This window comes from Mycobacterium paraffinicum, from assembly GCF_025822865.1.
Classification (GTDB): domain Bacteria; phylum Actinomycetota; class Actinomycetes; order Mycobacteriales; family Mycobacteriaceae; genus Mycobacterium; species Mycobacterium paraffinicum.
In genome coordinates this window covers 22,189-35,094 of record NZ_JACKUR010000016.1, presented here as the reverse complement: position 1 = coordinate 35,094, position 12,906 = coordinate 22,189, and the positions used below count along the sequence as shown (strand labels likewise).

Here is a 12,906-nt window from a genome sequence, read left to right as displayed (position 1 = left end):
CGCCGAGCGCCGGCGGCGTGACGGCCGAATTGACGGCGACGCAAAACGCGTCGCGCGCGCCCGCAGAATAGCCGCTGAACACGGGGATGTGGAGAAATCGTCGCGCGCGCGGGCCGGTCGGCTGTAGCGTGCGTAGATGCCCTCAATGATGACCACGCTCGACGGGTTCCCCGTCCCGGTAGCGGTGGCTGGTCCGGAACAGGGCGTCGTGGTCGTCATCCTGGGCGACGAGGAGCGCATCCCCGCCGCGTACGACGCGGTCTGCGAACGGCTGCACACCGCGTCGCTTCGGACGGTCGTCATCGGTCTCGACCCGCGCCTGACCCCCAAGTCGGTGGTCGGCATCCTCGACGCGCTGGGAATCGGGTGGGCCGTGGTGGTGGGCGACCGCGCCGGCGGCGAACTGGCCTGGGAACTGGCCGCGACGAAGCTGGGCCGGTTCGTCGGCCTGGTGGTGATCGATCGTGGCCATCCGCGGGCGGCCGATCGCGACGGCGCGGTTCGCGACGGGCACTGCCCGCCGGTGGAGATCGGCACCACGGTCCTGGTCAGCTCCCCGGCCGCGCGCGCGGTGGCGCGCGCCAGCCAGCAGTATGTCTACGCCGAGTACCGCGTGGTGCATTTGGGCCGGCGGACGGTGCAGGAGTCGACGGCACAGCTGGCCGCCGAGATCGTGTTGCGCACCAGCACCTGGTAGTGCCGACGGGCGCGCCGAACAGCAACTCGCACAAGCGGTTTGCCGCGACTTCGCGGGTTGCGGGCGGTACCGTGTCGGTCGGGGAAAGGATGCGCGGTGGTGAACGCCTCTGGGCGCCCGGTGGTGGGCCTGACGTCGTACCTGGAGCGGGTGCGGACCGGGATCTGGGACATGCCGGCGGGTTATCTGCCCGCCGATTACTTCCAGGGCGTCGTGCTGGCCGGCGGGGCCGCGGTGTTGCTGCCGCCACAACCGGCGGAACCGGAGACGGTCGGCCCGGTGCTCGACGGCCTGCACGGGCTGGTGATCACGGGCGGCTACGACGTGGATCCCGCCGCGTATGGCCAACAGCCGCATCCGGCCACCGATCAGCCGCGCGCGGCCCGCGACGAATGGGAGTTCGCGTTGTTGCGCGGGGCGCTGGAGCGGGGACTGCCGGTGCTGGGCATCTGTCGCGGTGCGCAGGTGCTCAATGTGGCGCTGGGCGGCACCCTGCATCAGCACCTGCCGGAGGTTCTCGGGCACGACGGACATCGGGCGGGCAACGCCGTGTTCAACAGGTTGACGGTGCGCACCGCGGCGGGCAGCCGGCTGGCCGCGCTGGTCGGGGAGTCCACCGATGCGCCGTGCTACCACCATCAGGCGATCGACAAAGTCGGTGAGGGGCTGATGGTCAGCGCCTGGGACGCCGACGGCGTCGTCGAGGCGCTGGAGTTGCCCGGGGACCGTTTTGTGCTTGCGGTGCAATGGCATCCGGAACAATCCCTGGACGACTTGCGCCTCTTCGCCGCGATCGTGGACGCCGCGCGGTCGTATGCCGGGCGCGCCGGCTGACCCGAGCGCTACGCGACCGTTCCGCGGTAGACGGCCATCGGCGCCGCGGCCGTCGCCCACACCCGTGGCACCGACAGCGCCCCGACCGACGTTGCGCGGCCGACTCGCGCGGTGACTGCCGCGCCGCGAACAGCCCGCCGGTCGGGTGCCAGGCAGCGCAACGCCGCCGCCTTGTTGAGCGAATTCAGGTAGCCGATCGCGACACCCGACGGCGCGGTGAGCGAGCTCAGTTTTGACAGCGGGCAGGTCGCCGACGCGAGGGAGACGTCGAACGTGGCCAGCGGCGACAGGGACAGCGCCCGCAGCGCGGCGGGAGCGGCTGCGATCAACTGCCGGCCTGCCGATACGAGCTCCGGTCCCGACTCCAGTGCCCACGTGCCCCGGCTTGCGCAGCCCGGCGGCAACGTGAACGGCACGATGGCCGCGGCATCCGCCGACGCCGCGGCGTAGGCGTGCATGGCCGCGGCGTCCTGTGCCCACATCCGTTCGTAGTCGGCCTCGGTGGCGGCGATCGCCGGGCTCGCCAGACCGAGGGAATTCGCCATGATCAGCGATCTGCGCTGCACCCGGTTGGCGTCGATCGACGACGGCGGCACCGCTGCCGCTAACGCCCTTTCGTGTGCGCCCGCCGCAGCGGCGGCCTGGGTGGCCGCCTGCTCGGCGCGTATCGCGGTGGCATTGAGCCAGTCGATGTAGGACGCCGCGGCGCCGGGCGCGGGGGTGGGGTCCTCCCAGCCGGCCAGCAACTTTGAGGTCACCGCGCGGTAGTCCGCGACCGCGGTGTGCAGCCGAGTGGCCAGGCGGGCCCAGGCCGTCGCGGCTTCGGCCATCGAGCCCGAGCCGGGGCCGGCATGCAGTTGTCCGGAAATGATTTCGGGCGGGAGCATCGTGAAATTCATCGCTATCTCTGCCTAACGACGGCGGTGGGCCGCGGTTCGAACGGACTCTTCTGTTGGGACGTAGGCCCGGGGGTTACAGGCCTACCTGCCAAGGAGCCCTCAGCAACGGGCGACGCAGAGCAGCGTCAACAGATCCCGGTCGGACGGAACCGCCCCGGGCGAACGGGATGGAGCGCGGGGCAGCCGAAACACCGCGGCCGCAAACGAAGTCGGCAACGGCGACCCGATCGTCGGCGGCGACGAGCGGGCCCAGGTGGGCGGCCGATCCCGCGTCATCCACGCGGTCTTGGTGGTCTTGTGAGGTGTCGGCGAGGAGCCGGCGGAAAAGCCCGGTGCGGCCGGGCTCGGGTTATGCACCTGCACGTGCGCGGCATCCGCGCGGGCGAGTCCGGAAACCGCGCTCCCACGCGATGCCCAGCCCGCGGTGACCGCGCAGAACACACCGAGCACCGCGACGATTGCGATGACCGACCGCCATCGTCGGGTTCTACGGGTGTCGCCAACTGTCACAGTGGCCCGAACTTACAACACGATGCTTGGCCGACAAGCCCAGCGAGCTGTGAAAACGATCAAAGTCCGGTGTGGGTTCGCGGCGCCCCGCCTACGGTGTCTTCGGGCGCAGTTGGCCGCCTACCAACAGCATTCGGTTTCGCCGCGGGCAGCCATGCCCGCGGCGCCGACAACCCGCCGATCGAGATCGCGCGTCCAAAATCCACCAGCACCGCCGCGCGATTACCCCAGCCCGCCTTCGCCGCCGCAGCACCGATGGCCACGGCGAGCGGGATGCCGGCCTGCCGGGCGAACCCGGCGGGCAGGGAACTCAGCTTGGACAGCGGCGACGACATCGACAGCACAGCCTTACGGAATCGCCGGCAAGATGCCGAGGATAACCCGTCGAGCGCTGCGGGCAGCATCGAAACCAGTTCCGCGCCAGCCGATATCACTTCGTCGCCGTCGTCGGCGACGGGCGGGGACGTAAACGGCGTCAGGGTCGAGGCGGCCGCAGCGGCAGTGGCATAGGCGTACATGGCGGCGACGTTCTGCGCCCACAGCTGGTCGTAGTGGCCCTCCGCGGACGCGATGGCCGGGGTGTTTTGGCGCAGGTGGTTCGTCGCCGCCAGCGACCTTCGCAATGCCCGGTTGGCGGCGATGGTCTGCGGCGGCGCGGTCGCGGCCAACGCCCATTCATACGCGTCGGCCGCCGCGCCGGCGCGGGCGGCGGTTTGCTCCGCTACTGCGGCGGTGGCCTGCAGCCACGCTATGTACGGTGCCGTCGTGTCGCCCATCTGCACCGCGGCGGGGCCGCGCAAGCCGTCCAGCAGCCCCGCGGAAACGAGGTACTTCGTCGCGGCCTCGCGGAGGTGGTCGGCCAGCCGCTGCCACGTTGTGGCCGCGCTCAGCAGTGATGCGGGGCCGGGGCCGGAATACATTCGCGCGGTGTTGATCTCTGGGGGTAACGCGCCGAAGTCCACCGCTATCTGCCCCCGGCAGGGGCGGGGTGGCTGCCCGCGGATCCGGCGCGCGTGACGGGGTTGGCTGCAAACATGACTTCCTTGGGTGGGTAGCGACGACGTTCAGCGTCGCGTCGGGAGTTGCGCGCATGCCGACGGGCTCTACCCGCTCCGGCTAACGCGGTCGGCAGTCGGCCGGCGCGCGGCGCCGGCAGACATGGCTATGAGTGGGTCGGGATGCCGATCAGCGCCTGGACACGCAAAGCTTGGTCAAGAGGTCTTGACCTGCAAGGACAGTCGAGGGTGCGCGCGACGGGCACGCGTCGAGGGGCCGTTGTGCCCCAGTGGCCGACGCAAGTGACGACAGCGCCCACGACCAGCGCGGCACGGCCAGCGAAAAGGTCGTCGGCCGATCGCGCTTCAATCCCGCGCTCTTGAATGCCTTGTCGTCGTTCAGGGTGGAGCCGAAGTCGGGATGGCTGCGCGGTGCGGAGCCGTCCCGGAACTCAAGCGTCCCGGTGCCGGCAGTCGCCACCGACACCGCCAGGTGCTGCGGTGGGCCGGTCGTCGCCTCGACCTGCAACGCCCAGAACCCGAAGGCAGCGGCGAAAAGGGACAGTGTGGCAACTACGGCCAGAGCCGACTGGTGTCGGGGCCGTCGTGAAGGTCTGCCCGCACCACGGAAACTCACAGTGCTGCCACCGTAGCAGCGCGGGCGGGTGGCGGCCCTGCCCGTCCCCTTTGAAAAGGCTTAGAGGTAGCGCAATTTGAGCTGTGAGCAGTTCGCGGAAGAAGCCGCAAGGCGGCGCAGCGGCGACTAATGATCCGCGGCAGGGGCTTTGAAGGCGATCAGCGGGATGGCCGTTTCGGCGGCCGTCGCCGCGCCGTGAAAGCCTATGAGCCGAGCCGTTTCCGGCGGCTCGTGCCCGGTTGCCAGCACGGCGGCATCGCCGGTGCAGACGGCGACGACGTCACCGATGCGCGTCAGGTGCGCCGGGCTGACCGGTCCGAACATCCCGGCGGCCACCGCCTGCTCGCGGCTGTAGACCTGCGCCTTGCCGTCGAGTACCTCGCTCCAGGCCGCCTGCACGTCGGCCGCGGCGCCGGGCTCGGTGTGCAGGTAGCGAACCCTCGGCTCGCCGGCGACCACGCGGACGCCCGCGGCCAGCCGCGGGTCGGTGTCGAGGTCGACCCGCGCGTCCGGTGGCACGTTGAAACCCCCGTGGTCGGCGGTCACCAGCAGCGCCGCGTTCGGCGGCAGCGCCTCGACCAACCGGCTGAGCAGCGCGTCCACCTGGGCGGCCGCTTCGTGCCACCGGGGCGATCCGACGCCGAATACGTGTGCCGCGGTGTCGAGGGCCGCGGTGTAGCCGTAGACCAGGCCCGGCGCCGCGCGCAACTCGTCGGCCACCGCCTGCGCGTTGTCGTCCGTCGGCTGGATCGGGCGGAACTCGGCGCCGCGGTACGCCGCCTCGGTCAGCCCGCTACCCATGAATGCGGCCGGCAAGACGGCGCGCGCGCTCACGCCGGCTTCGTTGAGCCGCCCGAACCAGGTGGGTAAGGGCTGCCACTCGGCGTGCGGCGGGTCGTCACGCCACAGGATGTGGTTGAGCACCCGATCGGTGCCCGGCACGTTCAGCGTGAATCCCAGGATCCCGTGTTCGCCGGGCTGTGCCCCCGTGCCCAGCGAGACCAAACTGGTCGGGGTGGTCGACGGGAAGGTGCAGGCGAGCTCCGTGAGGTGGCCGGTCTGCCCGGCGAGCACGGAGGCGAGCAGTGGGGCGCTGCCGGCCAGCTCCGCAAGCAGGTGCCAGCCCAGTCCGTCCACCAGCACCACCGCGACCCGATCGACCTGGTCGGGCCCGCCGACCCGGTCGGCCAAACCCAGCTCGTCGACGGCGCCCGGCGCGCCGAGCAGAGCGGCGGCCGCGGGCAGCACGTCGCAAAGGGAACCGGGCACGGGGGCCAGTCTGGCACGAAATTAGACGCGCGCCAGTCGGTGGCTCGTCACCCGCAGTTGACGCTGGGTTCCGTCGGCGAGGGCACGGACCTGCCGCGGTGACAGCCGGCCGCACAGCCGCCCCCAGTGCAGCGCGACCTCGTCGCCCGCGGCGGCATCCGGCACCGCGCTGTACCCGTCGATCCAGACGTCGAACACAGCGGACGACGGTTCGGACAGCGCCAGCCTGTCACCGTCGAGCACCAGCCGTCGGCGCAGCACCTCGATCCGGTCGCCGTCCCGGGAAAGCACGGTTCCCCAGGTGATGCGGCAGTTGTCGAGCACGTTCAGGGGATGTTCGTCCATGCCCCGCCCCAGGAACCGGGTCCACGGGTACACGCCGAACACGTGGAAACAGTGGTTGGCGGCGGCCTCGCCGGCCAGGTCCGGCGTCAGGTGCGACCAATAGCGGCCCGCCTGCGGGCCGATGATCGCCAGCAACCCGTTGAAGAAATCCCGGGGGTCCAGGTCGGCGCCGACGCCGCCGCCCAGCCAGTAGGACTCCACGAGCCGGTAATCCAGCGGGTCGGCGATGCCGGTCAGCGTCGACAGCACCCGCAGGTACGGCCACGCCCCGGAGAACTTCGTCGCCGCCCGGCGCACCTCGTCGACCGAACCGTCGCGCAGGGTGGCTCCCAGCGGGGGACCGCAATAGCCCAGCGCGTTGGGCGCGTAGGCGTAGCGCGCGAACATGTCTGGACCGTCGGTGTTACCGGTCAAGCGCGCCCCACCAGCTTGACCGCGTCGCGGTGCATTCGGCCGAAGTTGTAGTAGGCGGCGCACGCCCCCTCGGGGGACACCATGCACGTGCCGATCGGGGTCTCCGGGGTGCACGCCGTGCCGAAAACCTTGCACTCCCATGGCTTGAGCACACCCTTGAGCACCTCGCCACACTGGCACGCCTTGGGATCGGCGACCCGCACGCCCGGCATCGCGAACCGCAGCTCGGCGTCGAATCCCGAAAAGTCGTCGTGCAGCCGCAGCGCGCTTTGCGAGATGAAACCCAGCCCGCGCCACTCGAAGTGGGGGCGCAGCGCAAAAACCTTGCCCATCAACGCCAAAGCGGCGGGATTGCCCCGCTCGGGCACCACGCGCGTGTACTGATTCTCCACCTCGCAGCGGCCCTCGCGGATCTGGGTCAACAGCATCGCGACCGCGGCCAGAATGTCCAGAGGCTCAAACCCGGCCACCACCAACGGCTTTCGGTACACCTCCGGCACGAACCGGTAGGGGCGGTTGCCGACCACGGTGGACACGTGCCCGGGGCCAATGAAGCCCGACAGGCGCAGGTCCGGCGACTCCAGGATGGCCTTGATCGGCGGGACGATCATCACGTGGTTGCAGAACACGCTGAAGTTATTCAGCTTCAGGTCGCGCGCCCGGACCAGGGTGACCGCGGTCGACGGCGCGGTGGTTTCGAAACCGATGGCGAAGAACACCACGTGCTTGTCCGGATTGTCGAGCGCGATCTTCAGCGCGTCCAGCGGGGAGTAGACGAACCGCACGTCGGCACCGCGCGCCTTGGCGTCCAGCAGGCTGCCGTGCGATCCGGGCACGCGCATCATGTCGCCGAAGCAGGTGAAGATGACGTCGGGTTGGCCCGCCAGCCACATGGCGTCGTCGATGCGGCCCATCGGGATCACACAGACGGGGCAGCCGGGCCCGTGCACCAGCTCGACGTTGTCGGGCAGCAGGTGCTCGATGCCGTGCCGGTAGATCGTGTGCGTGTGTCCGCCACACACTTCCATGAACTTGAACTGTTCGCCGTCGGCACCGGCCAAGCGTTCGATGGCGCCCAGCAGCTTGCGGGCCGCGGCCGGATCACGGAACTCGTCAACGAATTTCATGACGGTCCTTTCCTTCTCAGACGATCGATGAGGAGTCGAAGGCTTGGATCTCGGTGTCGTAGGCGTCGCCGAGCTTCTTGACGGCGGCCAGGGTGAGCAGCGCCTCCGTCTCGTCGATCTTGGCCATCGCGAACCCGACGTGAACCAGGACCCAGTCGTCGGGTTCGGGCATGTCGTCGGAGAGCAGCCGCACGCTGATGGTGCGCTGCACGCCGCTGACGTCGACCTTAGCCAAATAGTCGGCGGGGTCGGTGATCTCGACGATCCGGCCCGGAATTCCCAAACACATGTGCGGCCTCCCTTCCTTTCTGGTGGCGATCCGCCGCGTCCTAGCAGATCCGCGGCAGCGGGTCGCCGACGAGCATGTCGACGATCCGTGTTCCACCGAATCCGGTTCGCAGCACCACGCTTTCGGCTGGTTCGGTGACGATCTCCCCGACCTCGGCCGCGTCGGCACCCAGCGGATGCGACCGCAGGGCGTCGAGCCCGGCCGCCGCCTCCTCGGGCGCGACGACCGCGACGAACTTGCCCTCGTTGGCGACGTACAGCGGGTCGATGCCGAGCAGCTCGCAGGCGCCGTTCACCATGGGCGCCACGGGAAGTCGTTCCTCCTCGAGCAGCACCCCGAGACCACAGGCCTGGGCCAGCTCGTTGCAGACGGTGCCCACTCCGCCCCTCGTCGCATCCCGCAGCCAGCGGGTGGACGGTGCGGCCACCATCAGCAGCTCCACCAGCGGGCTGAGGCACGCGGTGTCGGAGTGGATGTCGGCCTCGATGGCCAGGTCGCCCCGCGCCAGCATGACCGCCATGCCGTGGTCGCCCATCGATCCCGAGAGCAGCAGCTTGTCACCGGTCCGCACCGACGCCGCGGACAGCGCGCGTCCCGCGGGAATGACACCGGCGCCGGCGGTGGTGACGAACATGCCGTCGGCGGCGCCCTTGGGCACCACCTTGGTGTCGCCGGTGACGATCCGCACGCCCGCCGTCGTCGCCGCCGCCGCCATGTCGGCGGCGATCTCTTTCAATTCGGTGATGGGGAAACCCTCTTCGAGCACGAACGCCGCCGAGATCCACGACGGCACGGCACCGGCCATCGCGAGGTCGTTGCAGGTGCCGTGCACCGCGAGCGCGCCGATGGAACCGCCCGGGAAGCGCCTGGGCTGCACCACGAATGAATCCGTGGACATCGCCAGGCGCTCGCCGCTGGGCAGCGTCAGGACCGCGCTGTCACCCAGTGACTCCAGCAGCGGGTTGCGGAACGCCTCCACGAACACCGCGTCCACCAGCGCCGCCGAGGCCTTGCCGCCCGCGCCGTGCGCCAGCGTCACATGGTCGTCGAGCAACCGGGGCCGGCGCCTGCGGAACGATTCGATCCGCTCGATCACCTCGCCCTCGGCGAATCGTGGCCCTGAGGAAAGGTATTCACCCGCCGATTTCGAATTGCTCATGCCGCCCCCATGCCTTGCCTGCCGCCGAGCTGTTCGTGCACGCTCAGCCACAGCTGATAGCCCAGCAGCGCTTGCGATTCCTGGATCCGGTGCACGCTCTGCGAACGAACGACGAAGCAGGCGTCCACATTCGGATTGTTCGCGAACGCGCCGCCGTCGTAACCGGCGAATCCGACGGTGTACAGACCGCGTTGACGCGCCTCGGCCAGCGCGGCGAGCAGGTTGGGCGAACCGCCGCTGGTCGACATGGCGATCGCGATGTCACCGGCCCTGGCGCGGGCGATCAACTGCCGGGCGAACACCAACTCGAATCCCACGTCGTTGCCCAGCGCGGTCAGGATCGCCTGATCGGTGGTCAGGGGCCACGCGGGCAGCGGCATGCCGACCGGCGGCCGGGCGAACAGCCTCGCCAGGGTGGTGGAATCGGTGCAGCTACCGCCGTTTCCGAAGGTGAACATGCGCCCGCCCGCCGCGAAACGGCGCGCCAGCTCGGCGGCGGTCTCACCGAGCAACGCGGCGTTGGCTTCCAGTGTCGAGCGCCGCAACGCCAGACTTTCGGCCGCCTTGGCCTGCGCCGAGGCGGCCAGGTCGGCCAGCAGCGAGGCGGGATCGTCTTCCCGGGCGTCGATGAACGGATACAGGAAGTTGGTGGGTTCGTCGGTGCTCATCGGCCCTCCTCGTCTTCCAGTCTGCCGATCGCCATGCCCGCGTGCACCAACATCAGGTCCCCGGCTTCGACCGGGTCGATCAGGGTGGTCACCACGTTTTCGATGCCGCGCGCCGTGCGTACCGTGGCGTGCCCGTCGGCCGACGCCGTCACCGCCTCGCCGGGACGCCCCTCGTCGCTGCAGGTGACGCAAACCGGCTCGGCGCACTCGGGTTTGAGCAGGCCGGGGTGCTCGAAGCACACGTGGGTCAGTTCCCACAGCAGGTGATAGAACAGCACAAAACCGCCCGTCGCGGGCACGCGAGGATCGGGGTCGTCGAGCCACAGCACGTGGTCTGCCATGCCCGCGCCGGGGCGTTCGCCGCTGCCGATCCAGATCGTGGTGACCCCCCACGCGGGGGCGCGCCGCATCACCGAGCGGACCTGCGCGTCGTCGGCTCCAGAAACTGCGACCACGATGTCGCCCGGCCGCACGGACACTCGCACCAGGTCAACCAGGTCGGGTCCGGTCAGCGCCACCGCGGGCAGGGCCCGTTTGCCCATGATCACCGGGTGCACGAACTCGACCGCGATGTGCAGCGCGTGCGGTTCCCAGGACGGCGCGATGGACCACATGGTCGCTCCCGCCGCGAAGCGCTTGGCGAGCGTGAACGCGGTGGCGGCGAGGTCTTCGGCCAATTCGGCGCCCAGCCCGCGATCGATGGCTGTGGTGGTCATGGGTCAGCCCTCCTCCCGCGCGGTCAGCATCGAGATCGCGGCCTGACCCAGGGCGAGCCCGCCGTCGTTGGGCGGAACGAGGTGGTGGGTCAGCACCTCGAATCCCGCCAGCTGCAACCGCTGACGACACGCTCTCAGCAACAGCACGTTCTGGAATACCCCACCGGTGAGGCCCACCAACCGGGTGGCGCCGGCCACCTGACCGATCACCTTGGCGACGGCGTCCGCGACGGCCTCGTGAAAAGCCGCGGCCAGCAGCGCGGGTCGCGTGCCGGCGTAGAGCGCCGACACCAACGTCTGCACCATCGGCGCGGGATCGATCACCCCGCCGGCGCCGACCATGAGCGGCAGCGACGGCCCGGACTGCGCACCCGCCGACTGCGCCAGCGCCTCCAGCTCGATGGCGGCCTGGCCTTCGTAGTCGATCCGGTGCCGCACCCCGAGCAACGAGGCGACCGCGTCGAACAGGCGGCCCATGCTCGAGCAGGGCACGCATCCGGTTCCCGTCTCCAATTGCGAACGGGTCAGGCGCAATTCGTCCGGCGTGGCGGCCGCGACGGGGGCCAGGTCGGGGGTCCAGTCGATGCCGGCCGACCATAACTGCGAGAGCGCCATCCGCCAAGGGTTGCGGACAGCCGCATCACCGCCGGGCAGCGGTACTCCCAACAGGTGGCCGGCCCGGACGAATCGCTGGCTGTCGCGGCCGAGCCGGAGAATCTCCCCGCCCCAGATGGTCTGGTCGCATCCGTAACCCGTGCCGTCGAAGGAGACCCCGATGACGGGTTCGCCGATTCGCCCGTGCTCGGCCAGCAGCGACACCACGTGCGCGTGGTGGTGCTGGATCAGGTCCAGCGGTCGACCGTCCGCGCGGCGCTCCGCCCAGCTTCGGGTGTGATACCCGGGATGCAGGTCGGCGGCCAAACGCGCCGGCTCACCGCGCATCTCGCTGAGTTGGCGCACCGCCCGCTCGAACGCGCGCAACGTCTCCCAGGTGCCCATGTCGCCGATGTGCCCGGACAGATAGGCGCGTGCGCCGTCGGTGAGGCAGAAGGTGTTTTTCAATTCCCCGCCAACGGCCAGCACCGCGGGGCCCTCGGTATTCAAGTCGACCGGCAGCGGCGCGTACCCGCGGGACCGCCGGATCGGCAGTTCGCGCCCGTCGACCACCCGCACCACCGAGTCGTCGCACGGCACGTGGATCGGGCGATCGTGGTCGAGCACCGCATCACACAGCGCCGGAAGCCGTTGGCTGGCATCGTCATCGGTGAAGCAGATGGGCTCGTCGGATCGGTTGGCGCTGGTGAGCACCAGCGCGGCCGGGACGGCCCCGGTGGCGGCGGGCACGGGCGCCAACAGCAGGTGATGGATGGGGGAGTACGGCAGCATCAGTCCCAGCAGCGGGCTGCCCGGCGCGACGGCGTCGGCGACCGGCGCAGTGTCATTCGGGGATCGGCGTCGCAGCAACACGATCGGACGGGCGGGACTCAGCAGCACGGCCGCCTCGTCGTCGTCGACGTGGGCGTAGCGGCGCGCGACGTCCAGATCGCGGACCAGCATCGCAAACGGCTTGGCGCCGCGTGCCTTTCGCGCCCGCAGCGCGGCGAGCGCCGCGCCGTCGCTGACGGAGCAGGCCAAGTGGTAACCGCCAACGCCTTTGATGGCCACCACCGCACCGGTGGCCAGCGCGCGTTGGGTGGCCGCCAGCGCTGCCTCCGCTCCGTCGACGCGTCCGCTCGCCGACCGGAACCACAGGGACGGCCCGCACTCGGGGCAGGCGATCGGCTGCGCGTGGAAGCGCCGATCCGTCGGGTCGTGGTATTCGGCGGCGCAGCGCGCACACATGGGGAACCCGGACATGGTGGTCGCCGGGCGGTCGTAGGGCAGCTCGCGGATGATGGTGAATCGCGGCCCGCAGTTGGTGCAGGTGACGAAGGGGTGGCGGTAGCGCCGGTCGCTCGGGTCGAAGAGTTCGGCGACGCAGTCGTCACACGCGGCGATGTCGGGCGGAATCGGCGTCGTCTCGCCGGGGAGGTCCCGGCTGGCCACGATCCGGAACCCGCGTTCTTCGCCGGCATCGGCGGCGAGCTCGCTGACCGTGACGTCGCGGATCCGGGCCAGCGGCGGCGCCTCGGCGTGGAGTCGGCGGCCGAATTCGGCGATGCGTGCGCGCTCGCCCTGCACCTCGACGAACACGGCGCCCGAGTCGTTGCCGACGAAGCCGGACAGGCCGAGTTCGGTCGCGATGCGGTGGACGAAGGGCCGGAAGCCAACCCCCTGCACGACACCGGTCACGGTCAAGCGCTGCCGAACGTCGCGGTGCCGCAGCAGCAGGGGGGACGAGGTCATC

14 protein-coding genes are annotated in these 12,906 nt (G+C 70.4%); 2 read left to right on the top strand and 12 right to left on the bottom strand.

Annotated elements, in window-relative coordinates:
- Nucleotides 1-136 precede the first annotated feature (136 nt).
- The gene (locus H7J89_RS05320) at nt 137-697 is read left to right on the top strand and encodes an alpha/beta hydrolase (protein WP_197504017.1); all 561 of its coding nucleotides are present in this window, start codon (nt 137-139) and stop codon (nt 695-697) included.
- Between the two features lie 57 nt (nt 698-754).
- Nucleotides 755-1,531, top strand: a complete 777-nt coding sequence (locus tag H7J89_RS05315) for a gamma-glutamyl-gamma-aminobutyrate hydrolase family protein (protein ID WP_264037185.1) — start codon at nt 755-757, stop codon at nt 1,529-1,531.
- A gap of 8 nt (nt 1,532-1,539) precedes the next feature.
- On the opposite strand, the gene H7J89_RS05310 is transcribed toward H7J89_RS05315, so the two are convergent.
- From H7J89_RS05310 to hypF, 12 genes are all read right to left on the bottom strand, one after another.
- Complete coding sequence (locus H7J89_RS05310; RefSeq protein WP_264037183.1) at nt 1,540-2,430, bottom strand: PPE family protein; 891 nt, start codon at nt 2,428-2,430, stop codon at nt 1,540-1,542.
- 99 nt (nt 2,431-2,529) lie between these two features.
- Nucleotides 2,530-2,940, bottom strand: a complete 411-nt coding sequence (locus tag H7J89_RS05305) for a hypothetical protein (RefSeq protein ID WP_264037180.1) — start codon at nt 2,938-2,940, stop codon at nt 2,530-2,532.
- Nucleotides 2,941-2,999: 59 nt separating this feature from the next.
- Nucleotides 3,000-3,902: a PPE family protein gene (locus H7J89_RS05300; RefSeq protein WP_264037178.1), complete on the bottom strand. Its 903-nt coding sequence runs from the start codon at nt 3,900-3,902 to the stop codon at nt 3,000-3,002.
- A 223-nt stretch (nt 3,903-4,125) separates the two neighbouring features.
- On the bottom strand, nt 4,126-4,572 hold the full coding sequence (locus H7J89_RS05295; RefSeq protein WP_472409005.1) for a hypothetical protein: 447 nt from the start codon (nt 4,570-4,572) through the stop codon (nt 4,126-4,128).
- 126 nt (nt 4,573-4,698) lie between these two features.
- The gene (locus tag H7J89_RS05290) at nt 4,699-5,841 is read right to left on the bottom strand and encodes an alkaline phosphatase family protein (protein ID WP_264037173.1); all 1,143 of its coding nucleotides are present in this window, start codon (nt 5,839-5,841) and stop codon (nt 4,699-4,701) included.
- 21 nt (nt 5,842-5,862) lie between these two features.
- Complete coding sequence (locus H7J89_RS05285; protein ID WP_264037171.1) at nt 5,863-6,600, bottom strand: DUF6390 family protein; 738 nt, start codon at nt 6,598-6,600, stop codon at nt 5,863-5,865.
- A complete protein-coding gene (gene hypD / locus H7J89_RS05280; RefSeq protein WP_264037170.1) occupies nt 6,597-7,727 on the bottom strand; it encodes a hydrogenase formation protein HypD in 1,131 nt (376 codons plus the stop codon). The genes H7J89_RS05285 and hypD overlap by 4 nt, the downstream gene beginning before the upstream one ends.
- 16 nt (nt 7,728-7,743) lie before the next feature.
- A complete protein-coding gene (locus H7J89_RS05275; RefSeq protein ID WP_264037168.1) occupies nt 7,744-8,016 on the bottom strand; it encodes a HypC/HybG/HupF family hydrogenase formation chaperone in 273 nt (90 codons plus the stop codon).
- A 40-nt stretch (nt 8,017-8,056) separates the two neighbouring features.
- Nucleotides 8,057-9,175 (bottom strand): hydrogenase expression/formation protein HypE, encoded by a 1,119-nt coding sequence (hypE, locus tag H7J89_RS05270; RefSeq protein WP_264037166.1) that lies wholly within the window; start codon nt 9,173-9,175, stop codon nt 8,057-8,059.
- The gene (locus tag H7J89_RS05265; protein WP_264037164.1) at nt 9,172-9,843 is read right to left on the bottom strand and encodes a D-sedoheptulose-7-phosphate isomerase; all 672 of its coding nucleotides are present in this window, start codon (nt 9,841-9,843) and stop codon (nt 9,172-9,174) included. Before H7J89_RS05265 ends, hypE begins: the two co-directional genes overlap by 4 nt.
- Entirely contained in the window at nt 9,840-10,559 is a 720-nt protein-coding gene (locus H7J89_RS05260) for a HypC/HybG/HupF family hydrogenase formation chaperone (protein ID WP_264037162.1), read from the bottom strand. Before H7J89_RS05260 ends, H7J89_RS05265 begins: the two co-directional genes overlap by 4 nt.
- 3 nt (nt 10,560-10,562) lie before the next feature.
- The gene (gene hypF / locus H7J89_RS05255; protein WP_264037159.1) at nt 10,563-12,905 is read right to left on the bottom strand and encodes a carbamoyltransferase HypF; all 2,343 of its coding nucleotides are present in this window, start codon (nt 12,903-12,905) and stop codon (nt 10,563-10,565) included.
- Nucleotide 12,906 lies beyond the last annotated feature (1 nt).

What these genes read in the sequence shown, in the direction of transcription:
- H7J89_RS05320 (WP_197504017.1), top strand. Translation starts at nt 137, where the DNA reads ATGCCCTCAATGATGACCACGCTCGACGGGTTCCCCGTCCCGGTAGCG.
- hypD (WP_264037170.1), bottom strand. Translation starts at nt 7,727, where the DNA reads ATGAAATTCGTTGACGAGTTCCGTGATCCGGCCGCGGCCCGCAAGCTG.
- H7J89_RS05260 (WP_264037162.1), bottom strand. Translation starts at nt 10,559, where the DNA reads ATGACCACCACAGCCATCGATCGCGGGCTGGGCGCCGAATTGGCCGAA.
- hypE (WP_264037166.1), bottom strand. Translation starts at nt 9,175, where the DNA reads ATGAGCAATTCGAAATCGGCGGGTGAATACCTTTCCTCAGGGCCACGA.
- H7J89_RS05265 (WP_264037164.1), bottom strand. Translation starts at nt 9,843, where the DNA reads ATGAGCACCGACGAACCCACCAACTTCCTGTATCCGTTCATCGACGCC.
- H7J89_RS05275 (WP_264037168.1), bottom strand. Translation starts at nt 8,016, where the DNA reads ATGTGTTTGGGAATTCCGGGCCGGATCGTCGAGATCACCGACCCCGCC.
- H7J89_RS05310 (WP_264037183.1), bottom strand. Translation starts at nt 2,430, where the DNA reads ATGAATTTCACGATGCTCCCGCCCGAAATCATTTCCGGACAACTGCAT.
- hypF (WP_264037159.1), bottom strand. Translation starts at nt 12,905, where the DNA reads ATGACCTCGTCCCCCCTGCTGCTGCGGCACCGCGACGTTCGGCAGCGC.